Raw genomic sequence first — 22,817 nt, forward strand, 5'->3', positions numbered from 1 at the left:
CCGCTCAAGCTTGCCGCTCGGGCGGTTCGATGACACAAGCGCGGCGCGGCTGGGGATCCCCGGCCGCACTGGTTTTCGGTAATCCTCCAGATCCGCGATGGCAGAGGCCCCAGCTTCCGGCCCGTCCGAGGTCGGTCCCGTGCTGATCACCGGCGCGAGCGGCTTCCTCGGCTCAGCCCTGGTCGACGTGTTCCGCCGGGCCGGCTTCCCGGTGCGCATCCTCGTGCGCGCGTCGAGCCCCCGCCGCAACCTCACCTGGACCGACGTGGAGATCGCCGAGGGCGACATGCGCGACCCGGCCGCCGTGGCGGCGGCGATGCGCGGCCAGCGCTACCTGATCCACGCCGCGGCCGATTACCGGCTCTGGGCGCCGGACATGGAGGAGATCGTCCGCACCAACCGCGACGGCACGCGCCTGATGATGCGCGCGGCGCTCGAGGCCGGCGTGGAGCGTGTCGTCTACACGTCGAGCGTCGCGACGATCAAACCGCCGGCCGACGGCGTCACGCCCTCCGACGAGACCATGCCGCTGACGCCCGAGACCGCGATCGGCGCCTACAAGCGCAGCAAGGTCGTGGCCGAGCGGGTGGTCGAGGAGATGGTCGCCCGGGACGGCCTGCGGGCGGTGATCGTCAACCCGTCGACGCCGATCGGTCCCCGCGACGTCAAGCCGACGCCGACCGGCCGGATCATCCAGGAGGCGGCGCTCGGCAAGATGCCGGCCTTCGTCGATACCGGGCTCAACCTCGCCCACGTGGACGACGTGGCCCAGGGACACCTCCTGGCGCTGCGCAAGGGCCGCATCGGCGAGCGCTACATCCTCGGCGGCGAGGACGTGTTCCTCTCGCAGATGCTCGCCGACATCGCCGGCATGGTCGGGCGCAAGCCGCCGACCGTGAATCTGCCCCGGGCCGCCGTCTACCCGGTGGCGTTCTTCGCGCAACTCGCCGCGCGGGTCACCGGCAGGCAGCCCTTCGCGACGATCGACGGGATCCGCATGTCGCGCTACCGGATGTTCTTCTCGGACAGGAAGGCGCGCGCCGAACTCGGCTACACGGCCCGGCCGTACCGCGAGGGCCTGTCGGACGCGATCACGTGGTTCCGGGAGGCGGGCTACCTCGCATGAGCACCCTCGATTCCGCCACCGCGACGCGCTCCGGCAAGGGGCACCGCGACGAGAACTTCCCCGTCGCCTCGCACCTGATCCATCCCCGCCACCGGGGCGCGATCCTGGCGTTCTACAACTTCGTCCGCGCCGGCGACGACGTGGCCGATCACGCCGCCCTGTCGCCCGAGCGCAAGATCGAGCTGCTCGATCGCCTCGCCGACGCGCTCACCGGCGCCGGGCCGTCCGATCCCGAGGCCGAGCCGCTGAAGCGCGAGCTCGCGGCCCGCGGCCTGCCGTCCCGGCACGCCCTGGAACTCCTCGACGCGTTCCGCATGGACGCGCGCAAGAACCGCTACGCGGACTGGGACGAGCTGATCCACTACTGCCGCTACTCGGCGATGCCGGTGGGCCGCTACGTCCTCGACGTGCACGGCGAAGACCCGGCCCGGGTCTACCGGGCGTCCGACGCCATCTGCGCGGCGCTCCAGGTGATCAACCACCTCCAGGATTGCGGCAAGGACTTCGCGGCGCTCGACCGGGTCTACCTCCCGCAGGATTGCCTCGACCGCCACGGTGCCACCGTGGGGATGCTCGGGGAGGAGAAGGCGCCGCCGCAGCTCCGGGCCGCGATCCGCGAGCTGGCGCAGCGCTGCCTCGACCTCCTCGACGAGGGCGCGGTCCTGCCGGACCTGATCGACGACCTGCGCCTGTCTCTGGAGATCGCCGCCATCCACCGGCTCGCCGTCGTGCTGAGCCGGGGCCTGCTGGAGCGCGACCCGCTCTCGGAGAAAGTCCATCACGGCAAGGCCGCCTTCGCGCTGACGGCGCTGGGCGGCGTCGCCGCCACCCTGGCGCGCCGGCCCTTCCGCGGCCGGACCGTCCGGGCCGCGGCTCAGGGAATCCGCTCGTGACCGCCACCGCCACGCCCGCCCAGGACCACGCGAGCGCCGCCCCGGCGCTGCCCGCCGCCGGCTCCTCCTTCTACACGGCGATGCGCCTGCTGCCGAAGGAGCGGCGGGAGGCGATGTACGCCGTCTACGCCTTCTGCCGCGCCGTCGACGACGTCGCCGACGACGGCGGCACCCGAGCCGTCCGGCAGGTCGAGCTCGACCGCTGGCGGGCCGATATCGACGCGCTCTACGCCGGCCGCCCGGCCCCGCGGGTGCGCGACCTCGTGGAGCCCGTGCGCCGATTCGGCCTGAAGCGCGAGGATTTCCAGGCGGTCATCGACGGCATGGCGATGGACGCCGTCGAGGACATCGTCGCCCCCGACGCCGAGACCCTCGACCTCTACTGTGACCGGGTCGCCAGCGCGGTGGGCCGGCTGTCGGTGCGGATCTTCGGCATGCCGGAGGCGGACGGCATCCGGCTGGCGTGGCACCAGGGCCGCGCGCTCCAGCTCACCAACATCCTGCGCGACATCGACGAGGATGCCGAGCGCGGCCGCCTCTACCTGCCGCGCGAGAAGCTCCGGGCGATCGGCCTCACCGACCCGACGCCGGCAGAGGCGATCGGCCACCCCCGCATCGGCGAGGTCTGCATCTCCCTCGCCCGCGAGGCCGAGGATCACTACCAGGCGACCTGGGAAATCATCCGGCGCAGCCCCCGCAAGGCGACCAAGGCCGCCCGGCTGATGGCCGCCGCCTATCACCTCTACCTCAAGGCGGTCCTCGCGCGCGGCTGGGCGATGCCCCGCGCCCGGGTGAAGCCCGGCAAGCTCGCGCTGCTGGGCGTCGTCGTCCGGCACGGCCTGATCTGATGGGCACCGTCCACGTCGTCGGCGCCGGCCTCGCCGGCCTCGCCGCTTCCGTCGCGCTCGCCGAATCCGGCGCCCGGGTGGTCCTGCACGAGGCCGCCAAGCAGGCCGGCGGCCGCTGCCGCTCGTACTACGACCCGGCCCTCGGCCTGACCATCGACAACGGCAACCACCTGCTCCTGTCCGGCAACGCCGATTCCCTCGGGTTCCTCCGGACGATCGGCGCGCCGGCCGACGCCCTGGTGGGGCCGGACGTGGCGGAGTTCGACTTCGCCGACCTGAAGACCGGCGAGCGCTGGCGGCTTCGGCCCAATGCCGGGCGGCTGCCCTGGTGGGTCATGAGCCCGGCCCGCCGCGTCCCCGGCACCCGGGCGCGGGACTACCTCGCGCCCCTCGGGATCCTGCGCGCGGCCTCCGGCAAGGCGGAGGGCGCGGGCGGCACGATCGGCGCCCACATGGCCTGCGAGGGCACGCTCTACCGGCGCCTCTGGCACCCGGTGCTGCTCGCGGCCCTCAACACCGAGCCCCGCGACAGCGACGTCGGACTGGCGGCGCGGATCCTGCGCGAGACCCTGGGGGCGGGCGGCAAGGCCTGCCGCCCGCTCGTGGCCGTCGAAGGGCTGTCCTACGCCTTCGTAGATCCGGCGATCCGCTACCTCACGAGCCGCGGCTGCGAGATCCGCCTCGGCCGGCGCCTGCGCGGCCTCGACCTCGCGGACGGCCGCGTCGGGCAGCTCGTGTTCTCGGACGGTGCCGAGACCCTCGGTCCGGAGGACGGCGTCGTGCTGGCGCTGCCGCCGTGGGTCGCCCGGGAGGTGTTGCCCGGTCTCCTCGCACCGGTGGAATTCCGCTCTATCGTGAACGCGCATTTCGCGCTGGTGCCGAAGCCCGGCAGCCCGCTCGTCCTCGGCGTGGTCAACAGCCTCACGGAGTGGCTTTTCGCCTATCCCGACCGGTATTCGGTCACGATCAGCGGTGCCGACCGGCTCCTCGACGTGCCCCGCGAAGACCTCGCGCGGCAGATCTGGGCCGAGATCGCACAGTTGTGCAACCTTGCACCCGACCTGCCCAGCTGGCAGATCGTAAAGGAGAAGCGTGCGACCTTCGCGGCGACGCCGGCGGAAGCCGCGCGGCGCCCGAAGGCCGAAACCGCCTACGACAATCTCGTCCTGGCAGGCGATTGGACCGCCACCGGCCTGCCGTCGACGATCGAGGGAGCGATCCGCTCTGGCCAGACGGCCGCACGTTCCTTGCGTGCGGGATCTGCCGCGCGTGCTGGAACCCAGGTGCGCGGCGCAGCTTGAGGCATGGCGTCCGCCGCGAGGCGGTCGTTCGAGGCGAGGACTATGAGAGAGGCCGTTAGCAAAGTCGAGGCGCTGCAGCGCTCGAAGACTCAGGGGATCTCGCTCGAGGACGTCGAGCGCGGCGTGGCGCAGGCGACGCGCGCGCTGACCGCCCTGGCGCACGACGACGGGCACATCTGCTTCGAGCTCGAGGCGGATGCCACGATCCCGTCCGAGTACATCCTGTTCCACCATTTCCGCGGCACGCGGGTCCCCGGCGACCTCGAGGCCAAGATCGGCAACTACCTCCGCCGCACCCAGGGGCGGCACGGCGGATGGGCCCTCGTCCACGAGGGGCCGTTCGACATGAGCTGCACGGTCAAGGCGTATTTCGCCCTCAAGATGATCGGCGACGACATCGAGGCGCCGCACATGCGCCGGGCGCGCGAGGGCATCCTGTCCCGCGGCGGCGCGGCCAACGCCAACGTGTTCACCCGCTTCATGCTGGCCCTCTACGGCGAGGTGCCGTGGCGCGCCGTGCCGGTGATGCCCGTCGAGGTGATGTTCCTGCCGAAGTGGTTCCCGTTCCACCTCGACAAGATCAGCTACTGGGCCCGCACCACCGTGGTGCCGCTGTTCGTGCTGCAGGCGACCAAGCCCCGGGCGCGCAATCCCCGCGGCATCAGCGTGCAGGAGCTGTTCGTCACCCCGCCGGAGAGCGTCCGCTCCTGGCCGGGCTCGCCCCACGCTACGTGGCCCTGGACCCCGATCTTCGGCTTCATCGACCGGGTGCTGCAGCGGGTCGAGAACCACCTGCCGCGCAAGAGCCGGCAGCGCGCCATGGAGATGGCGCGCGCCTGGGTGAGCGAGCGCCTCAACGGCGAGGACGGCCTGGGCGCCATCTTCCCCGCCATGGTCAACTCGGTGCTGATGTATGAGGTGATGGGCTACCGGCCCGATCACCCGCAGGTCCGCGTCGCCTGCGACGCCATCGAGAAGCTCGTCGTCGAGAAGGCCGACGAGGCCTACGTCCAGCCCTGCGTCTCGCCGGTCTGGGACACGGCGCTCGCGAGCCACGCGCTGCTCGAGGCCGGCGGCCCCGAGGCCGAGGCCCAGGCCCGCGCCGGTCTGGACTGGCTGAAGCCTCGGCAGGTGCTCGACATCGTCGGCGACTGGGCGGCGCGCAAGCCGAAGGTCCGGCCGGGCGGCTGGGCGTTCCAGTACGCCAACGCCCACTATCCCGACCTCGACGACACCGCCGTGGTGGTGATGGCGATGGACCGGGCCATGCACCAGCACGGCCTCGTCGCCGGCATGCCGGACTACAAGGCCGCGATCGCCCGCGCCCGGGAATGGGTCGAGGGGCTGCAATCCGAGGACGGTGGCTGGGCGGCGTTCGACGCCGACAACAACCACATGTACCTCAACCACATCCCGTTCTCGGATCACGGCGCGCTGCTCGACCCGCCGACCGCGGACGTGACCGCCCGCGTGGTCGGGATGCTGTCCCAGCTCGGCGAGACCCGGGAGACCTCCCGCGCCCTCGACCGCGGCGTGAACTACCTCCTGAATGATCAGGAGGAGGACGGCTCGTGGTACGGCCGCTGGGGCATGAACTTCATCTACGGCACGTGGTCGGTGCTCTGCGCCCTCAACGCCGCCGGGGTCGACTCCGCCGATCCGCGCATCCAGAAGGCCGTGTCCTGGCTGATCCGGATCCAGAACCCGGATGGCGGCTGGGGCGAGGACGCCTCCTCGTACAAGATCGACCCGGCCTTCGAGCCCGGCTCGTCCACCGCCTCGCAGACCGCCTGGGCGCTCCTCGCCCTGATGGCGGCCGGCGCGGTCGACGACCCGGCCGTGACCCGGGGCATCAACTTCCTGACCCGCACGCAGGGCGCGGACGGGTTCTGGAAGGAGGAGCGCTACACCGCCACGGGCTTCCCGCGGGTCTTCTACCTGCGGTACCATGGTTACCCGAAGTTCTTCCCGCTCTGGGCGATGGCGCGCTTCCGCAACCTCAAGCGTGGCAACAGCCGGCGCGTCCAGTTCGGCATGTGACGTCCGCCGACGTCCTGGGGCCGGCCCGGCGGGCCGGCTCCGCTCCGCCGGATCGCGGCGCGCTCGACCGTCCCGACAGCCGATCCGCGAGCCCCGGTACGAGACACGTGGCCTCCTCAGACAGCGATCCCGCGGGACCGGACGAACCGCCCCCCGCGTCGGATCCGGCCCGGACCCCGCCTCGGCGCTCGCGCCTTCTTGCGGACCTCGCCGGACTCGTCCACGAGCGCGCCATGATCGATCCCGCCGCACCCGTCCTGGCCGTTACCGGCCTCGCCCGCGAGCGCCGCATGGCGGCGGGGGCGGGGGTCGAGGCCGTGGGAGCCGGCGGCAATCCCTACCGGCTCCGCCAGCTCCTGGAGGCCCGCGGCCAGCCCGGCTGCCGGGCGGTTGTCAGCTTCGGCATCGCGGGCGGCCTCGATCCCTCGCTCCGGCCCGGCGACGTCGTGGTGGGCACCGGCGTGGTGAGCGAGGAGGGGCGGCGCGCCGCCGATCTCGACCTGTCGGCCACGCTGCTCAACCTCCTGTCCGGCGTCGGGCCGCGGGTGATCCCGGCGGATCTGGCGGGCGTCGACACGGCGGTGCTCGCGGTCGACGGCAAGACGGACCTGCGGACCACCACCGGCGCCGCGGCCGTCGACATGGAATCGCACGTGGCCGCGTCCTTCGCGGGCCGGCACGGCCTGCCCTTCGCGGCCGTGCGGGTGATCTGCGATCCGGCCGACCAGGCCCTCCCGGTTTTCGCGGCCTCGGCCCTCACGCCGGACGGCGAGCCCGACATCGCCGCGGTGTTCTTCGCCTTCGCGCGCGGCCGGGCACGCCTGGGAGACCTCATGCGCCTCGCCCGGGACTCGAACGCCGCCTTCGCGGCGCTGGGACGGTGCCGGACGCGGCTCGGGCCGGGACTGGGCATACCGGTCCCGGGTCGCTGAGACCCGCGAACGCGGTCAGGTGAGCCACGAAAAAGCGCCGGCCTGTACGGCCGGCGCGAGTCGGAGGTCACCACGAGACGGCGCGGGGCGGACCCCGCGCCGGGAGAAACCGGCCTCAGCCGGCCTTCTTGTTGAGCGAGACCGCCACGAACCGGGTCTGGCCCTTGCCGCTCTTCACCCGCATCAGCACGGCCTTGCGCCCGCTCGACTCGGCCGCCCGGATCTGCGTCGCCACGTCCGACGGACGGGCCACGCTCTGGCCGCCGACGTCGAGGATCACGTCGCCCGCCTCGATACCCTTGGCGGCCGCCGGGCCGTCGGGATCGACCTGGACCACCGCGACGCCCTGATCCGACAGGCCGACATCGCCGGCCGGGGCGAGCTGCAGGCCGAGCCGCGGCTGGCCGTTGCCCGAGTCGTCGTCGCGGCTCGCCATCTTGGTGCCGTCGGTCGGCATCGTGCCCAGCGTCACCGTGGCGGTGTCGGTCTTGCCGCCGCGCAGGTAGCTCAGCTCGACCTTGGCGCCCGGCTTCAGGCCGGCGATCTTGCGCGACAGCTCGCGGGCGCTGTCCACCGTGTCGCCGTTGACCTTCTCGATCACGTCGCCCGCCTTCAGGCCGGCCTTGGCCGCCGGGGTGCCGTTCTCGGCGTGGTCGACCAGGGCACCCTTGGCCTTGTCGAGGCCCAGGCCCTCGGCGATGTCCTGCGTCACGGGCTGGATCTGGACGCCCAGGTAGCCGCGGGCGACCTTGCCGTCGGTGCGGAGCTGGTCGACCACCGCCTGGACGGTCTCGGCGGGGATCGCGAAGGCGAGGCCGACGCTGCCGCCCGACGGGGACGCGATGGCGGTGTTCATGCCGACCACCTCGCCGTTGACGTTGAAGGTCGGGCCGCCCGAGTTGCCCTTGTTGATCGGGGCGTCGATCTGCAGGAAGTCGTCGTAGGGGCCGGCGCCGATGTCGCGGCCGCGGGCCGAGACGATGCCGGCGGTCACGGTGCCGCCGAGGCCGAACGGGTTACCGATCGCCACGACCCAGTCGCCGACCTGCGGCGCGGCCTTTCCGAACTGGACGTACGGGAAGTTCGAGCCCTCGGTGATCTTCAGCAGGGCGACGTCCGTCTTGGAATCCTTGCCGATGACCTTGGCGTCGAGAGTGCGCCCGTCGTCCAGCGTCACCTGCACGGTCTTGGCATGGTCGACCACGTGGTTGTTGGTGACCACGTAGCCGTCGGCCGAGATGATGAAGCCGGAGCCGACAGCGCCGCGCGGGCCCTGATGCTGGGGCTGCATCCCGCCGGGGCCGTTCTGGCCGAAGCGCTTGAAGAACTCGCGCAGCTGCGGCGGCACGTTCTGGAGGTTGCGCCCCTGGCTCGGTCCGTCGTCGTCGTCGCTGCTCGCCGAGTCGTCGAGCTTCACCTTCACCGAGACGACGCCCGGCTTCACCTTGTTGACGATACCGGCGAACGAGCCCGGCGGGTGCTCGGGGGCCTCGATCGGCGACTTGGGCAGCGCCTGCGCGTAGGCCGGGGTCGCGGCCGGCAGATAACCGCTGCCGATGGCACCGCCGGCGATCAGCGCGGCGGCCGCCACGGAGGCGAGGGCGCGGCGCGAGGTGCGGCCAGTGGGACGGGTCTCGGTCATGGGGGGTCTCAACCTCTCGGGACTGATCGGGACGACGCCGGCGGTCGCGGCCATCGATGGGATCTGTCTAAGGGGCGGCGCCTGACCCGGGCGTGGCGATCAAATTACCGTTTGGACAGGTAGCCGAGCGCTCGCGGAGCCCCAGCGCGATCGCGGCGCGTGACCGAGACCGGAGGCCCGACGTCGCGGCGCTGGCCGAGCCGGATCCGGGCTCGTGCCGCCCAGCACCGCAGTTTCCGGGAGTCGATCTTAAATACCGCTCAGTTCGGCGGGCCGGCGCAATCTCGGTGCCGCCAGATCCGAGTGTGTAGGCAGAGGAATTGACAATGAAGGTGCTGTTGGCGGCCGCCATGTTCTTCGGATCGACTGTCGGCGCGCTGGCGGTCGAGTCGTACGCGGATTACCGTGATTACTTCGACGCGAAGCCCGCCGTCGCAAGTCGCGCGCTGCGCAGCGTTTCCGAGAGAACGTACAGCGTCGATACGCGCCGCCCCGGAGATGAGCGCGTTGCGAAATCGGCGGCCAACTTCCGGCCCGGCTACTGGAACCAGTCGGGCGGCTACGTTCCACCGGACTATTCCCTGCATCCGCGGGGCGCGTCGCAGGACGGCTTCTGGACCCCGAACGACGCGTCCGCCGCCAGTTGGGGCGGGCCGCGGGCGTTCACCGGAACCCTCGGCACCCGACGCTGACGGGCGAGCCTCCGGGGCCGGGTCACCCCCGGGGCGGGCCTGACACGTCGGAGCGCTCCCGGACGGGCGCTCAGTCGCCGCTGAGCCGGACCAGAGCTTCCTCGATCTTCGCCAGCCGCGCCGACTCGCTCTCGCGGCGCTCCCGGTTCTCCTCGATGATCTCCTCGGGCGCCCGGGCCACGAAGTCGGCGTTGCCGAGCTTCGCGTCGATCTTCTTGATCTCGCCCTGCGCCTTGCCCTGCTCCTTCTTCAGGCGCGCGACCTCGGCCGCGAGGTCGACCACGCCTTCAAGGGGCAGCGCGGCGACGCTGCCGCGCACTAGGAGCTGCACCGAGTTCTTCGGCGGCGTCTCGGAGAAGGTGATCTCCGACAGCCGAGCGAGACGCAGGAGCGTGTCGCGCCACGCCTCAACCCGCGCTCTCACCTCCGGGGCGGCGCCGACCATCACCAGCGGGATCTGCGCGCCGGCCGGGACATTGGTCTCGGACCGCGCCGAGCGGATCTGGCTGACGAGATCGACCACGAACCCGACCTCGGCCTCCGCGGCCGCGTCGGCGAGGCCGCCGAGGTCCGGCCAGGCGGCCAGGGTCAGCAGGCCGCGCTCCGACAGGTCGGCGCCCTTGATCGCCCACAGCTCCTCCGTGAGGAACGGCATGAACGGGTGGAGCAGCTTGGCGACCTGATCGATCAGGAACGCCACGCTCGCCTGCGTCTCGGCCCGGATCGCCGGATCGACGCTCTCGCCCTGGAGCACCGGCTTGGCGAGCTCGAGATACCAGTCGCAGAAGATGTTCCAGACGAAGCGGTAGGCCACCGCCGCCGCGTCGTTGAAGCGGAAGGCCTCGAGGGCGCCCGCGACCTCGTCGACCGCGCGGGCCGCCTCGGTGAGCGCCCAGCGGTTGATCGCGCCGGTGGCGGAGCGCGGGTCGAAGGCCGGGTCGAGGCGGCAGCCGTTCAGTTCGGCGAAGCGGGCGGCGTTCCAGAGCTTGGTCGCGAAGTTGCGGTAGCCCTGGACACGGTCGGTGGACAGCTTGATGTCGCGGCCCTGGACGGCCAGGGCGCAGAGGGTGAAGCGCAGGACGTCGGCGCCGACCTGATCGATCAGTTCCAGGGGATCGACGACGTTCCCCTTCGACTTCGACATCTTCGCGCCCGACGCGTCCCGCACCAGGGTGTGCAGGTAGACCGTGTCGAAGGGCGCCCGGTCGGTGAGGTGCAGGCCCATCATCATCATCCGGGCGACCCAGAAGAACAGGATGTCCTTGCCGGTCACCAGGGTGTTGGTCGGGTAGAAGCGCGCGAGTTCCGGGGTCGTGTCCGGCCAGCCCAGCGTCGAGAACGGCCAGAGCGCCGAGGAGAACCACGTGTCGAGGACGTCCGCGTCGCGGGTGAGCGCGACCGGCCGGCCGTGCTGCGCGTCGGCCGCCGCCTGCGCCTCGGCCTCGCTCTCGGCGACGAAGATGCCGCCGGCGTCGTCGTACCAGACCGGGATCTGGTGGCCCCACCAGAGCTGGCGCGAGATGCACCACGGCTCGATGTTGGTGAGCCACTGGAAGAAGATCTTCTCGTAGTTCTCGGGCACGAACTTGGTCTGCCCGTCGCGCACCGCCTGGAGGGCGCGCTCCGCGAGCGGCTTGACGTTCACGTACCACTGGTCGGTCAGGTAGGGCTCGATGACCACGCCCGAGCGGTCGCCGTGCGGGACCGCGTGGGTGTTCGGCTCGATCGCGCGCAGCCGACCGCGCGCCTCCATCAGCGCCACCACCTCCTTGCGGGCCTGCGCCCGGTCGAGGCCGTGGAGCGCCAGGGCCTCCGGCTCGGGCGCGACGCCGTCGAGGAACTCGGCGTTGCCGTCGAGCAGCATCCGGCCCTCGGGATCGAGGACGTTGATCAGGCCGAGTCCGTGGCGGCGGCCGACGTCGAAGTCGTTGAAATCGTGGGCGGGCGTGATCTTGACCGCGCCCGTGCCCTTCTCGGGATCCGAGTAGGTGTCGGCCACGATCGGGATCAGCCGCCCGACCAGCGGCAGGCGCACGCGCTGGCCGACGAGCGCGGTGTAGCGCGCGTCCTCGGGATGGACCGCGATGCCGGTGTCGCCCAGCATCGTCTCGGGGCGGGTGGTGGCCACCGTGATGACGGCGCCGGTCTCGGCGCCGGCCTCGTCCACCACCGGGTAGTCGAAGTGCCAGAGATGGCCCCTGGTCTCGACCTGCTGGACCTCCAGGTCCGAGATCGCGGTCTGGAACTTCGGGTCCCAGTTCACCAGCCGCTTGTCGCGATAGATCAGGCCCTGCCGGTGCAGGTCGACGAAGGTCTTGAGCACGGCCCGGCTCAGCCCCTCGTCCATGGTGAAGCGCTCGCGGGACCAGTCGCACGAGGCGCCGAGCCGCTTCAGCTGGTTGACGATCGCGCCGCCGGATTCCGCCTTCCAGGCCCAGACCTTCTCGACGAAGGCCGCGCGGCCGATCTCGCGGCGGCCGGGCTCCTGACGCTCCATCATCCGCCGCTCGACCACCATCTGGGTGGCGATGCCGGCATGGTCCGTCCCCGGCTGCCAGAGCACGTCCTTGCCGCGCATGCGCTCGAAGCGGCAGAGGATGTCCTGCAGCGTGTTGTTGAGGGCGTGGCCCATGTGCAGGGAGCCCGTCACGTTCGGCGGCGGGATCACGATGCAGTACGGCGGGGCCCCGACGCGCTCGGGCCGGCCGGCACGGAAGGCGTCCGCCTCGGCCCAGGCGGCGGAGATCCGCGCCTCGACGGAGGTGGGCTCGAAGGTCTTGTCCATCATCGCGGGTACGGGCCGGCGCTTGTCCAAACGGGGGTGGCCCCGCTTTCGACCGTCACGCCGCTCCCGTCAACACGCGGACGGCGGCCCGCGGCCGCCGTACCCAGGCCGCCGGCTCAGCGGCCGCGCGACACCCGCTCGATCTCGGCGCGCACGAGGCGCTCGACCACGGCCGGGAGGTTGTCGTCGAGCCAGGATTTCAGCATCGGCCGGAGCATCTCCTTGACGAGATCCTCCAGGGTCCGGGCGTTCTGCGTCAGCACGGTGTGGGCCAGCAGGTTGAACGCGCCGCTGACGCTGGCATCCGTGGCCGGAGAGACCAGGGCCTCGGGCTCCGGCTCGGGCGCGCGGGCGGCCTGGAGCACGGGCTGCGGGGGCGGAGGCGGTGGGGGCGGCGGCTCCGGGGCCGGCTCGGGCTCGGGCTCGGGCTCCGGTTCGGGCGCGGCGGTCACCGGGTCCTCGAAGTCGATCGCGTCGAAGTCGAGCAGGTCCGGCGCCGGCTCGGGTTCCGGTTCCGGCTCGACGACGCGCGGGCGCATCACCGGCTCGGCGACCTCCGCGAGGTCGAGCACGTCGTCGGGCTCCGGAGCGGGCGCCGCGACCTCGGCCGGCTTGGCGGCCTGATCGTCGGCGATGATCCTCCGGATCGACGCGAGGATCTCTTCCATCGAAGGCTCGTGCGCCTTATCGGCAGCCTTGTCCTGGAATTTCGAGTCCGGGATCTTGGGGCTTGCTGCACTCATCGGCAGGCGCACTCGGGCATGGGAGACTGGAAAGCGACCCGAATGGATCGATGTTCAATCAGTATTCCATGCCGTTTCGTGACGGCAAGCGCGCCCACAACACACTCCCCGTGGAAAAGCCGTCAGCGACCGTCCGGGGTGCGCAGGCCGAACCAGAGATCCTTGACCTGATCGTAGTGAACCTTGGCGCTGTAGTATTCGACCGGGAGCGCCGTGAAGCGCGCGGTCAACTGTCCGATCGCCTGGACCACCCCGTAGGAGAAGATGACCCGGTCACGCTGGGCGACGATGAGGTTCACCCGGGAGTTCAGCAGTTCCTGCTGCGCGTTGAGCACGTCGAGGGTCGTGCGCTGGCCGACGCGCGCTTCCTCGCGCACGCCGTTCAGCGCCACCTCGTTGGCCTGGACCTGGGCCTGGGCGGCGATGACCTGCGCCTTGGCGGCCTCGAGCCGGCCCCAGAAATCGACGATCTGGGCGCGGACCTGATCGCGGATCTGGTCGACCTGGATGCGGGCCTGGCCGACCGACTCCTTGGCCTGCCGGATCTGCGCGTAGGTCTGGCCGCCCTCGTAGATCGGGATCGAGAGCCGTCCGCCGACGAAGCCGACGAAGAAGCTCTGGTTCGGTCCGTTCTGGTCGTAGAGCTGGCTGAGCGAGCCCTGCAGGCTGAGCTGCGGGGCGAGCTGGCCTTCCAGGACTTTCACCTGGGCCTCGCTCGCGTCGACGTTGTGGATGGCCGAGACGACCTGCGGGTGCTCGCGCAGGCCGACGGCGATCGCCTGATCGAGGCTGCGCGGCACGAACCGGTCCAGCGGCCGACCCGGCGCGAGCTGGCGCGGCTCGACGCCGATATTCTGCCGGTAGACGCCGATGCTCGTGCGGAGAGTCGACTCGGCCTGGGCGACCTGCGATCGCGCGCCGGCCAGTCGGGCCTCGGCCTGCGCGACGTCGGTCCGGGTCACCTCGCCGACGTTGAAGCGGTCCCGGGTCTGGCGGAGCTGCTCTTCCAGAACCTCGACGTTGTTCCGGTTCAGCTCCAGCGTCGCCGTGTTGCTGAGCACGTTCATGTACGCCTGGACGGCGCTGTACAGAACCGACAGCTCGGTGAAGCGCAGGCTCTCGCGCTGGCTGTAGACCTGCGACTCCGCGCGCCGGACCGTGTTGTCGGTCTGGAAGCCGTTGAAGATCGTCTGCGTGACGTTCAGGCTGGCGGAACTCGGCAGGTAGGTGGTGCGCGTCGTCCGCCGGGAGGTGATGACCTGGCTCGCGATGTCGGAGGTCGCGCCGCCGGACAGGCCCTCGCCGCCGGTCGCGGATCCCGCCGCCCCGGCACCTGAGGTTCCGATGCCGGTGGTGCCGCCCGCGGTCCCGATCCCCGTCGTCCCGATCCCCGTGGTCGTTCCGGTCCCGGTCGTCCCGGCGCCCGCCGTTCCGCCCAGGCCGCCGCCCGTCGTCCCGAGGGCCGATCCGGCGGTGGTCGCGGCCGTGCCGCCGGTGGCCGCCGTCGCGACCGTGCTGGACGAGCGCGTCTGAAGGTACTGGACGCCGATCGCGGCGTTGACGTTGACGGTCGGCCGGTAGCCCGACTGCGCGATCGCCACGTTCTCGTCGATAGCGCGCACGCCCGCACGGCTGGCGTTCAGGCTCGGATTGCCCTGATAGGCCTTCGCGAGAGCGCTCTCCAGAGTCTCGGCCGATGCCGGCATGGCAGCCAGCATCGCGAGTCCGGACACCATCCCGGCCAGGCGGAACGTCGGGCAACTCGCTGGTGGACGTCGTGTCACGATGAACAAGCCCTTGCGGTCTCTTTCGGTCCGGAAGTCCGAGACGAAAACGGCCAAGGTACGGCGTTTCGCTCGTCTCCGATCAAGCCCGCCCCACCGTCACGCTTAGCGCAAACCGGGCGCTTTGGCTCGCCTCGGTGCGGGTCTGGCGGCGGAATGTGCGGCGTTGGGGCATTAAGGTGACACACCCGGCGCGGACAGCGCGGCACGCGAGCGAATTGAGTTGTTAAGTCGCATAAATACGCTCTTCCAAAGACTATTGCCGGCGTGCAGCCACGCGAGACTTGGGGGCCGACGCGTCGCCCCTGGCCGGGCAGGGTGGCCCGTTCCGCGGCTGGCCCTGCGGTCGACACCGGTCCGCGCCTAGTAGCGGTCCATCCCGCCGCCGCCGGCGTCGGGCTCCAGATCCAGCGGTCCCTCGGGCGCGGATTCCGGCTCGGGTGCGCGGCGCGCCCGCGCCGGCGGCCGCGGCTTCGGCGCCGGCCCTGCCAGCGCGGCCGACGGGTTCGGTTTCGGCGCGGCGCTCGGGGAAGCCGGCTGCCCGCGGGTGCCGCCGGGCGGCCCGGGCGGGCCGGGCGGGCCCATGGCCCCCATCAGCCCCGGTGCGCCGGCCATGCCGATGGGGCCGCGCTCGCCCGGCGGGCCCGGCGGTCCGGCGACGCCCTCCGCGCCGGCTGGCCCCTGGGGTCCGGGCGGCCCGGGCGGTCCCATCGCGCCCCGCTCGCCGGGAGGCCCGGCCTCGCCCCGCGGACCCGTCTCGCCGCGCGGGCCGGCGAGCCCGGGCGCCTGCGGCCCCTGCTGGCCGCACTCGCCGACCACGATGCTGCGGGTCTGTTTCGGCGTCCGCAGCGTCGCGATGCAGGTGGCCGGATGATAGACGACGCGAAACTCGAAATAGCCGCGGCTGTCGGTCCGGTGGGGGAACTGGCCGTCGAGCGTGATCTCCACCCCCGGATCGTCGGCGTAACCGATGATCCAGAGATCACCGCCGGTGATCTTGGCGGCCTCGATGCGCATGTCCGCCGCCCGCGCCGGCGGCCCGCAGGCGGCCGACAGGGCCAGCATCGAACACAGCGCCCAGCGCTCGTGCCACAGGCGTTTGGCAGATCTCATGGCAGGTCACGCAGTCTTTTAGACGGTCAGAATGCCATAGCCCGCAAACTAAGCAATAAATTGCGGAGAAAGTTGGATGTGGAAAAGCGCGGCCGGTCGAAGGCCGTAGTCCGAAATGGGTATTCGAAGGGCGCGCGGCGGGGCCTGTAGCGTGACCGCGCTGGACCCGGTCAGGCGTGTGCGGACCGGGCCGGCAGAGGAGTGACGCGGACCGATTCATCGGTCACCGCCGCGCGAGCGCCCCGGGCCGCATTCGGACCCGCGGTGGAGGGTTCTGCCGTGGACAACGACGATCCGCCCTGGGACACGGACCCGCTCTGGTACGACCGGACCGAGTCCGGAACGCCGCCGGGGCCCATCCTCGAGGCGCTGGCCTGGCTGTTCCTGCTGGCGATCGCCGGGTGCGCGGCGCTCGTGTGGCTCTACGGGATTCCGGACCGCCTGTGGCGCGCGGCGGCGCGCCGGCTGATGCGCCGCGATCCGGCGGATGCCGGGCGGTTCTGAGCCGCGCGCGCCGGCACCGGCTCAGGCCGCGGCGATGCGGGTGCTGAGCAGGGTGGTCTCCAGATCTTCCACCGGCATCGGGCGGCCGAGATGGTAGCCCTGCAGGAACGGGCAGCCCATCGCCTGCAGGATGTTCAGGTCCTCAGCCGACTCGACGCCTTCCGCCACCACGTCGAGCCCGAGCAGCCGGCCGAGGCCGAGGACGGCGAGGACGAGCCCGCGCTTGTCGTCGCTCGCCCCGAGGCCGGTCACGAAGCTCCGGTCGATCTTGATCCGGTCCGCCTTGAGCTGGCGCAGCGAGGAGAGCGACGAGTAGCCGATGCCGAAATCGTCCAGGGCGACCCGGATGCCGGCGCGGGACAGCGCCTGCAGCTTGCCCTGCACCGCGCCGATGTCGAGGGCCGTCTCCTCGGTGATCTCGATCTCCAGCATGGTGGGCGGCAGGCCGAGGAGGTTCAGGCGCCCGATGACGATCTCGTCCACGGGGACCTGCGCCATCTCCCGGGGTGAGACGTTCATCGCCACGCGCACGCCGCTCAGGCCGCGGCGATGCAGGATCTCCAGCATCGCGCAGACCTGCTCGAGGATGTAGCGGAGCAGCGATTCGGTCAGGCCGGCCATCGCGGCGGCGGCGATCAGGTCCGGGGGCGCGATCCAGCCGAGCCGCGGATGCTCCCAGCGGATCAGGGCTTCCAGCCCGACCAGGGTCCGGCCATCGGCCGCGTAGATCGGCTGGAACCAGACCTTCGGGGCGTTCTCGACCAGGGCCTGCGACAGGTCGCGCTCCAGGTCCCGCCGCATCTGCAGCCCCTCGCGCAGGCCCGAATCGAACACCCGGTAGCGGTTCCGCCCGGCGGCCTTCGCGGCGTAGAGCGCCTCGTCGGCGCAGCTCAGCATCTCGGTGAAGCTCGGCTCCGCGCTCGCGTGGACGCCGATGCTGACCCCGAGGCGGCCCGCGTCGAAGCCGTCGAACGGCTGGGACACCGCGGCGATGAGGTTCGCCGCCATGACGTCGTCGGGCACGCCCGACGTCACGGGATCGTACAGCACCGCGAACTCGTCGCCGCCCAGCCGGGCCGCGAGACCGTTCTCCGGCAGCGCGTCCTTCAGCCGGCGCGCCACCTCGACGAGCACCCGATCGCCCGCCTTGTGGCCGTAGACGTCGTTGACGAACTTGAACCCGTCGAGGTCGAGCATCAGCAGGCTGAGGGTCCCGGTGCGGAGCCGGTTCTCCGTCGCCTGGAGGAAGCCCGCGCGGTTCAGCAGGCCGGTGAGATCGTCGTGCGTGGCGCGCCACCGCATCTCGTCCACGAGGGCGCTGGCGCTGGCATGGGCCTCGGCGCGGGACCGGGCGAGGGCGTGGGCCTCGTTCTTGAGCCGGCTCGCCTCGCGAAACACGGACTCGCTGCGGAACGCCGTGTGCGTCAGGGCGAGGAAGTAGAGCAGCACGCAGGCCGCGAGGCAGTTCCGGTCGAAGTCGCCGGCATAGGCGAGGCAGGCCACGACGGACAGCAGCGGCAGGGCGATGAAGGCGAGGGGGATGCGCGCGTACGCGATCCCGTGCGTCACCGCCCCCGCGGTCACGCCGCAGGTGATGGTCAGGTAGAACAGGGTCTCGGCGGTCGTGTAGCCGTCGCACAGGAGCGGCTGACAGGCCCAGACCAGTCCGGAGAGGAACGCCGCGACCGTGAAGACGCGCAGGTGCCGGTCGACGGAGCGCGCGGCGGCCGCGGCCAGGCTCGGCGTCATGTCGGCGGTCAGCGCCAGGCCGAGGCAGGGGATCCGGCAGAGGGCGATTCGCAGGAGGTTGACGCTGGTCGACGCCGCGAACCAGATGGCCCCCACGGTGCCGTGCCCGCTCCTGTAGGCGACGAGCATGCTCGCCACGCCGAGCAGCATGTTGACCGGGATGGCCGCCAGCACGCTCCCGCGCATGGCCTCCAGCTGATCCCGCCGGATCAGCGCGCCCCACCTCGGATCTGCAGGGTCGAGAGATTCACCGGAGCCGGGTGAGCCCGGCTCGGATCTCTCCTGGTCCCGAACGATCATCGCACGTCCACTCGAAGATGAGGGACTCATGGCACCGAATCGTAAGATATCGTTGAACGATCAACGCGCGCCGCGCCCGATCCCGAGCTCTTCGCGCGCCGCGCGAAGAGAGACTCCGGGTCGCAAGGCATTCCGGCCGCGTCGCCGCGCACCATATCGGGTCGCGGGCCGCTTCCGGGCCCCGGATCGTCCATGGCCCTGACCCGCGACCTGCTCGATATCCGGACGATCTATCACGAGCCCACTGTCGGCGACTTCCCGCTGGGCCGGGACATCCTGGCGCGCTTTCCCGACGCCGCGCGCATCGTCGTGCCGTCGCACTGGAACATCCCGGAACTCCACGGCAACGCCGGCTCGGTGGAGGATTGGGTGCGGATCAAGCGCTCGACGCTGGTCCTCGGCGTGAAGAAGGGGCTGGCGATGCGCCCCAACGGCCGCAGCGCCCACTTCATCGCGCCCTCGACCTCCAACGGCTGCGCCATGGCCTGCGCCTATTGCTACGTGCCGCGCCGCAAGGGCTTCTCCAACCCGATCTCGCTGTTCGTGAACCTCGAGCAGGCCTGCGCGGCGATCGCCCGCCACGCCGGCCGCCAGGGGCGCCTGCCGGAGCCGGACCCGATCGATCCGGAGCACTGGGTCTACGATATCGGCGAGAACGGCGACCTCTCGGTCGACGCGGCGGTCAGCGACGGCGTCCGCGCCCTGGTCGCGCTGTTTCGCACCCTGCCCAACGCCAAGGCCTCCTTCGCCACCAAGGCCGTCAACCGCGACCTCCTCGCCTACGATCCGCAGGGCAAGACGCGCGTCCGCTTCTCGCTCATGCCGGCGCGGATCGCCCGGATCGTGGACGTGCGCACCGCCCCGATCGCCGAGCGGATCGCCGCCATCGACGAGTTCGTGGCCGCCGGCTACGAGGTCCACGCCAACTTCTCGCCCGTGATCCTCTACGAGGGCTGGGAGGCCGACTGGCGGGCGCTGTTCGCCGAGATCGACGCGACGCTGTCCGACGCCGCCAAGGCGCAGCTCAAGTGCGAGATCATCATGCTGACCCACAACGCGGATCTGCACGCGGTCAATCTCGGCTGGCACCCCAAGGCCGAGGACCTGCTCTGGCGGCCGGACATCCAGGAGGCGAAGGTCTCGGAGGGCGGGGGCACCAACCTGCGCTACCGGGCCGGCTGGAAGGGCCGCTGGCTCACCCGCTTCAAGGCCCTGCTCGCCGAGACGATGCCCTACTGCACGGTGCGCTACGCGTTCTGAGCGCGGAGCGCTGAACTTCCGGCCGCGCGCGGCGTTGGCGCGCCAGCGGAGGAAAGCTCAGCCATGTCGAGCCCGTCCATGTCGAGCCCGTCCATGTCGACGCACGAGGACCATATCGGCGAGGCGGTGGCCCTCGCCGCCGCCAATGTCGAGGCGGGCGGTGCGCCCTACGGCGCGGTCATCGTGCGGGAGGGGACCGTGCTGGTCCGCGCGGCCAACACCGTGCACGCGACCAACGACCCCAGCGCCCATGCCGAGATGGTGGCGCTGCGCGAGGCCAGCCGCCTCCTCGGCCGCCGCGACCTCGGCGACTGCGTGATGTACGCGAGCGGCCGCCCGTGCCCGATGTGCCACGCCGCGATGCGCCTGGCCGGCTTCAAGGAGGGCTACTTCGCCTTCTCGGCCGAGGAGGCCGAGACCTACGGCGCCGGCAGCACGTCGATCTACGCCGAGCTCTGCCAGCCCCTCGACGCGCAGCCGATGCGCGTCACGCAGCTGCGTCCGCCGGGCGATTCGCCCTACCCAGCGTGGAAGGCGCGCCGCGAGGCCTGACGCGGCGGCGACGGCCTCAATGGGTCCAGGGCGCCGTGCGGTTGAACTTGAAATTGTCCGAGTAGGACAGGCCCTTGCGCTGGACGGGCTTGGCCGGCTGCTCGACGCGGTAGGCGATCCCCTCGCGCTTCGCGTAGGCCACGGCCTCCTCCTCGGTGTCGAATTCCAGGCGCACCTGCTGGAGCATGTCCGAGGACCCGTTCCACCCCATCAGCGGATCGATCTCGCGCGGGCTGGTCCGGTCGAACTCCAGGATCCACTGCTTGGTCCGGGCGAGGCCCGACTGCGTGGCGTCCCGAGACGGACGGAAGATGCGGGCGCTCGGCATCTGACTCGACAAGCTCCTGATCGAATGGTCGGGGCGATAGGATTCGAACCTACGACCCCCTGGTCCCAAACCAGGTGCGCTACCAGACTGCGCCACACCCCGACTGCCACACGGCCTCAATGCCGTAGCGGTTCCGCCGTTCCCCCGCAAGGCGCGGCGCGGTGCGCGCCGACGCTTCCGGGATCGGCCCTTCGCGGCGGCCTGGCCGTCGCGTACCACTTGTCAGACAAATCGGGGCGCGGTAGCGTTCGGGCCGGGACGAGGGCCGAACCGCCCCGCTGTCGAACCGGCGCCTGCCATCACTGGGGGGTGGAGGATGGTGCGCCCGGATCGCCGTGCCGGGCGCTTCCGGCCCTCGTCGCCGCAGCGTCACCGCGGTGCTGCGCCCGCGTCCGCGCGGCGGGCCTTGCCGGCCCGCGCCGGAACGGTAACGATCGCCGCGAGTGACAGGGACCTGCCCGTGTGGACACCGAGCCCGCGCTACCCGGACCCGGCGGTCGAGATTCTCGACGCCGCCTTCGCCCGCTACCGGGTGTTCAACGCGGCGGTCGAGCGCCTCGCGACCGGCTTCCGCTGGTGCGAGGGGCCGGTCTGGTTCGGCGACGGACGCTACCTGCTCTGGAGCGACATCCCCAACGACCGCATCCTGCGCTGGGACGAGGAGAGCGGGGCGGTCGGCCTCTACCGGCGGCCGTCGGGCTTCGCCAACGGCAACACCCGCGACCGGCAGGGGCGGCTCGTCACCTGCGAGCACGGCGGCCGTCGGGTCACCCGGACCGAGCATGACGGCGCGATCACCGTCCTGGCGGACGCATTCGAGGGCCGCCGGCTCAACTCGCCCAACGACGTGGTGACCGCGGCCGACGGCGCGGTCTGGTTCACCGACCCACCCTTCGGGATCGGCGGGTTCTACGAAGGCGTGCGCGCCGAGCCCGAACTGCCGCAGAACGTCTACCGGCTCGACCCGGTCACCGGTGCGCTGGAGGCCGTGGCCACCGACCTCGCCGGCCCCAACGGCCTGTGCTTCTCCCCCGACGGCCGCGTGCTCTACCTCGTGGAATCGCGCGGGCAGCCGACCCGGCGGATCGCCGCCTACGACGTGGTCGCCGGCCGCACGCTCCGCGACCGGCGGGTCCTGATCGATGCCGGGCCGGGCACGCCGGACGGGCTGCGCTGCGACGTCGACGGCAATCTCTGGTGCGGGTGGGGCATGGGCGACGACGCACTGGACGGCGTCATGGTGTTCAACCCCGACGGCCGGCCGATCGGCCGCATCCGGCTGCCGGAGCGCTGCGCCAACCTCTGCTTCGGCGGCCGGCACCGCAACCGCCTGTTCATGGCGGCGAGCCAGTCGCTCTACGCCGTCCACGTCGACGTCCAGGGCTGCGCCGGCGGGTGAGGCCCGGATGCCCAGCCCTGCGTGCGCCGCCGGCGTCGTCGCCGGCACCATGCTTGACCGGAGCGGCGCGCCGACCCACTTCCCGTCCGCCGGGGGCATAGCGGGACACCAGCCGATGATCGAACTCCATTACTGGCCGACGCCGAACGGCCATAAGATCACGATGTTTCTCGAAGAAGCGGGCGTTCCTTACCACATTCATCCCGTCAATATTGGCAAGGGTGAGCAGTTCAACCCGGATTTCCTCAAGATCGCGCCCAACAATAGGATGCCGGCGATCGTCGACGACGAGCCGGCGGGCGGCGGCGCGCCGGTCACGCTGTTCGAGTCGGGGGCGATCCTGCTCTACCTCGCCGAGAAGACCGGGCGCTTCATCCCGGGTGACCCGCGCGGCCGGGCCGAGGTGCTGCAATGGCTGTTCTGGCAGATGGGCGGCCTCGGCCCGATGCTCGGCCAGAACCACCACTTCTCGCAGTACGCGCCCGAGAAGATCGACTACGCGATCAAGCGCTACGTCAACGAGACCAACCGGCTCTACGGCGTCCTCGACCGGCGGCTGGCCGACCGCGCCTTCGTCGCCGGGCCGGACTACTCCATCGCCGACATGGCCTGCTATCCCTGGATCGTGCCGTGGGAGAAGCAGGGGCAGAACCTCGACCAGCACCCGAACCTCAAGCGCTGGTTCACGGCGATCGCCGAGCGGCCCGCCACCAAGGCGGCCTATGCCCGCGCCCCGGAGGTCAATCCCGATTTCGGCAAGACCATGAGCGAGGATGCCAAGAAGGTGATGTTCGGCCAGACCGCCGCCAGCACCAAGCGCTGACCG

Annotated in this window: 19 protein-coding genes and 1 tRNA gene; 12 read left to right on the plus strand and 8 right to left on the minus strand. The window is 71.5% G+C overall.

The window, feature by feature from the left end; translation table 11 throughout:
* Positions 1–97 precede the first annotated feature (97 nt).
* The 6 genes from hpnA (at position 98) to LXM90_RS06245 (ending at position 7,140) form a co-directional block, all read left to right on the plus strand.
* Positions 98–1,126 carry a hopanoid-associated sugar epimerase gene (gene hpnA / locus LXM90_RS06220; RefSeq protein WP_026604540.1) on the plus strand — a complete coding sequence of 343 codons (1,029 nt, stop codon included), beginning with the start codon at positions 98–100 and terminating at the stop codon, positions 1,124–1,126.
* A complete protein-coding gene (gene hpnC / locus LXM90_RS06225; RefSeq protein ID WP_103984922.1) occupies positions 1,123–2,019 on the plus strand; it encodes a squalene synthase HpnC in 897 nt (298 codons plus the stop codon). Before hpnA ends, hpnC begins: the two co-directional genes overlap by 4 nt.
* Positions 2,016–2,867, plus strand: a complete 852-nt coding sequence (gene hpnD / locus LXM90_RS06230) for a presqualene diphosphate synthase HpnD (protein WP_020090629.1) — start codon at positions 2,016–2,018, stop codon at positions 2,865–2,867. Before hpnC ends, hpnD begins: the two co-directional genes overlap by 4 nt.
* Positions 2,867–4,168 carry a hydroxysqualene dehydroxylase HpnE gene (gene hpnE, locus LXM90_RS06235; RefSeq protein ID WP_091679133.1) on the plus strand — a complete coding sequence of 434 codons (1,302 nt, stop codon included), beginning with the start codon at positions 2,867–2,869 and terminating at the stop codon, positions 4,166–4,168. The genes hpnD and hpnE overlap by 1 nt, the downstream gene beginning before the upstream one ends.
* Before the next feature lie 42 nt (positions 4,169–4,210).
* Entirely contained in the window at positions 4,211–6,208 is a 1,998-nt protein-coding gene (gene shc, locus LXM90_RS06240) for a squalene--hopene cyclase (protein ID WP_020090627.1), read from the plus strand.
* Positions 6,209–6,441: 233 nt separating this feature from the next.
* Positions 6,442–7,140 (plus strand): phosphorylase, encoded by a 699-nt coding sequence (locus tag LXM90_RS06245; RefSeq protein WP_103984920.1) that lies wholly within the window; start codon positions 6,442–6,444, stop codon positions 7,138–7,140.
* 115 nt (positions 7,141–7,255) lie between these two features.
* Here LXM90_RS06245 and LXM90_RS06250 read toward each other — a convergent pair whose 3' ends face one another.
* Complete coding sequence (locus LXM90_RS06250) at positions 7,256–8,782, minus strand: Do family serine endopeptidase (RefSeq protein WP_020090625.1); 1,527 nt, start codon at positions 8,780–8,782, stop codon at positions 7,256–7,258.
* Between the two features lie 326 nt (positions 8,783–9,108).
* Between LXM90_RS06250 and LXM90_RS06255 the strand changes: the two genes are divergently transcribed.
* Positions 9,109–9,474 (plus strand): hypothetical protein, encoded by a 366-nt coding sequence (locus tag LXM90_RS06255; RefSeq protein ID WP_103984919.1) that lies wholly within the window; start codon positions 9,109–9,111, stop codon positions 9,472–9,474.
* A 70-nt stretch (positions 9,475–9,544) separates the two neighbouring features.
* On the opposite strand, the gene LXM90_RS06260 is transcribed toward LXM90_RS06255, so the two are convergent.
* From LXM90_RS06260 to LXM90_RS06275, 4 genes are all read right to left on the minus strand, one after another.
* A complete protein-coding gene (locus LXM90_RS06260; RefSeq protein ID WP_234082065.1) occupies positions 9,545–12,262 on the minus strand; it encodes a valine--tRNA ligase in 2,718 nt (905 codons plus the stop codon).
* Positions 12,263–12,375: 113 nt separating this feature from the next.
* Positions 12,376–12,927 carry a PopZ family protein gene (locus tag LXM90_RS06265; RefSeq protein ID WP_020090622.1) on the minus strand — a complete coding sequence of 184 codons (552 nt, stop codon included), beginning with the start codon at positions 12,925–12,927 and terminating at the stop codon, positions 12,376–12,378.
* A 197-nt stretch (positions 12,928–13,124) separates the two neighbouring features.
* The gene (locus LXM90_RS06270; RefSeq protein WP_020090621.1) at positions 13,125–14,738 is read right to left on the minus strand and encodes a TolC family outer membrane protein; all 1,614 of its coding nucleotides are present in this window, start codon (positions 14,736–14,738) and stop codon (positions 13,125–13,127) included.
* A 411-nt stretch (positions 14,739–15,149) separates the two neighbouring features.
* On the minus strand, positions 15,150–15,899 hold the full coding sequence (locus LXM90_RS06275) for a collagen-like protein (protein WP_234082070.1): 750 nt from the start codon (positions 15,897–15,899) through the stop codon (positions 15,150–15,152).
* Positions 15,900–16,178: 279 nt separating this feature from the next.
* Here LXM90_RS06275 and LXM90_RS06280 point away from each other — a divergent pair, with 279 nt between their 5' ends.
* Entirely contained in the window at positions 16,179–16,403 is a 225-nt protein-coding gene (locus LXM90_RS06280; protein WP_020090619.1) for a hypothetical protein, read from the plus strand.
* A 21-nt stretch (positions 16,404–16,424) separates the two neighbouring features.
* On the opposite strand, the gene LXM90_RS06285 is transcribed toward LXM90_RS06280, so the two are convergent.
* Positions 16,425–18,338: a putative bifunctional diguanylate cyclase/phosphodiesterase gene (locus LXM90_RS06285; RefSeq protein WP_020090618.1), complete on the minus strand. Its 1,914-nt coding sequence runs from the start codon at positions 18,336–18,338 to the stop codon at positions 16,425–16,427.
* A 306-nt stretch (positions 18,339–18,644) separates the two neighbouring features.
* Between LXM90_RS06285 and LXM90_RS06290 the strand changes: the two genes are divergently transcribed.
* A complete protein-coding gene (locus tag LXM90_RS06290) occupies positions 18,645–19,712 on the plus strand; it encodes a spore photoproduct lyase family protein (RefSeq protein ID WP_020090617.1) in 1,068 nt (355 codons plus the stop codon).
* Positions 19,713–19,805: 93 nt separating this feature from the next.
* On the plus strand, positions 19,806–20,264 hold the full coding sequence (locus tag LXM90_RS06295; protein WP_020090616.1) for a nucleoside deaminase: 459 nt from the start codon (positions 19,806–19,808) through the stop codon (positions 20,262–20,264).
* Between the two features lie 16 nt (positions 20,265–20,280).
* Here the strand turns inward: LXM90_RS06295 and LXM90_RS06300 are convergent, their stop codons facing one another.
* Both LXM90_RS06300 and LXM90_RS06305 read right to left on the minus strand, forming a co-directional pair.
* Positions 20,281–20,592, minus strand: a complete 312-nt coding sequence (locus LXM90_RS06300; protein ID WP_020090615.1) for an ETC complex I subunit — start codon at positions 20,590–20,592, stop codon at positions 20,281–20,283.
* Between the two features lie 25 nt (positions 20,593–20,617).
* Positions 20,618–20,694 (minus strand) — tRNA-Pro (locus LXM90_RS06305).
* Positions 20,695–21,052: 358 nt separating this feature from the next.
* Here LXM90_RS06305 and LXM90_RS06310 point away from each other — a divergent pair.
* Together LXM90_RS06310 and LXM90_RS06315 are read left to right on the plus strand one after the other, a co-directional pair.
* Positions 21,053–21,991, plus strand: a complete 939-nt coding sequence (locus LXM90_RS06310) for an SMP-30/gluconolactonase/LRE family protein (RefSeq protein WP_020090614.1) — start codon at positions 21,053–21,055, stop codon at positions 21,989–21,991.
* Positions 21,992–22,106: 115 nt separating this feature from the next.
* Entirely contained in the window at positions 22,107–22,814 is a 708-nt protein-coding gene (locus LXM90_RS06315; RefSeq protein WP_020090613.1) for a glutathione binding-like protein, read from the plus strand.
* The last annotated feature ends 3 nt before the right edge of the window (positions 22,815–22,817 follow it).

It is taken from the genome of Methylobacterium oryzae, from assembly GCF_021398735.1.
Taxonomy (GTDB): Bacteria; Pseudomonadota; Alphaproteobacteria; order Rhizobiales; family Beijerinckiaceae; genus Methylobacterium.

What these genes read in the sequence shown, in the direction of transcription:
- hpnA (WP_026604540.1), top strand. Translation starts at nt 98, where the DNA reads ATGGCAGAGGCCCCAGCTTCCGGCCCGTCCGAGGTCGGTCCCGTGCTG.
- hpnC (WP_103984922.1), top strand. Translation starts at nt 1,123, where the DNA reads ATGAGCACCCTCGATTCCGCCACCGCGACGCGCTCCGGCAAGGGGCAC.
- hpnE (WP_091679133.1), top strand. Translation starts at nt 2,867, where the DNA reads ATGGGCACCGTCCACGTCGTCGGCGCCGGCCTCGCCGGCCTCGCCGCT.
- shc (WP_020090627.1), top strand. Translation starts at nt 4,211, where the DNA reads ATGAGAGAGGCCGTTAGCAAAGTCGAGGCGCTGCAGCGCTCGAAGACT.
- LXM90_RS06245 (WP_103984920.1), top strand. Translation starts at nt 6,442, where the DNA reads ATGATCGATCCCGCCGCACCCGTCCTGGCCGTTACCGGCCTCGCCCGC.
- LXM90_RS06250 (WP_020090625.1), bottom strand. Translation starts at nt 8,782, where the DNA reads ATGACCGAGACCCGTCCCACTGGCCGCACCTCGCGCCGCGCCCTCGCC.
- LXM90_RS06255 (WP_103984919.1), top strand. Translation starts at nt 9,109, where the DNA reads ATGAAGGTGCTGTTGGCGGCCGCCATGTTCTTCGGATCGACTGTCGGC.
- LXM90_RS06260 (WP_234082065.1), bottom strand. Translation starts at nt 12,262, where the DNA reads ATGATGGACAAGACCTTCGAGCCCACCTCCGTCGAGGCGCGGATCTCC.
- LXM90_RS06265 (WP_020090622.1), bottom strand. Translation starts at nt 12,927, where the DNA reads ATGGAAGAGATCCTCGCGTCGATCCGGAGGATCATCGCCGACGATCAG.
- LXM90_RS06270 (WP_020090621.1), bottom strand. Translation starts at nt 14,738, where the DNA reads ATGGTGTCCGGACTCGCGATGCTGGCTGCCATGCCGGCATCGGCCGAG.
- LXM90_RS06275 (WP_234082070.1), bottom strand. Translation starts at nt 15,899, where the DNA reads ATGAGATCTGCCAAACGCCTGTGGCACGAGCGCTGGGCGCTGTGTTCG.
- LXM90_RS06285 (WP_020090618.1), bottom strand. Translation starts at nt 18,338, where the DNA reads ATGCGCGGGAGCGTGCTGGCGGCCATCCCGGTCAACATGCTGCTCGGC.
- LXM90_RS06290 (WP_020090617.1), top strand. Translation starts at nt 18,645, where the DNA reads ATGGCCCTGACCCGCGACCTGCTCGATATCCGGACGATCTATCACGAG.
- LXM90_RS06295 (WP_020090616.1), top strand. Translation starts at nt 19,806, where the DNA reads ATGTCGACGCACGAGGACCATATCGGCGAGGCGGTGGCCCTCGCCGCC.
- LXM90_RS06300 (WP_020090615.1), bottom strand. Translation starts at nt 20,592, where the DNA reads ATGCCGAGCGCCCGCATCTTCCGTCCGTCTCGGGACGCCACGCAGTCG.
- LXM90_RS06315 (WP_020090613.1), top strand. Translation starts at nt 22,107, where the DNA reads ATGATCGAACTCCATTACTGGCCGACGCCGAACGGCCATAAGATCACG.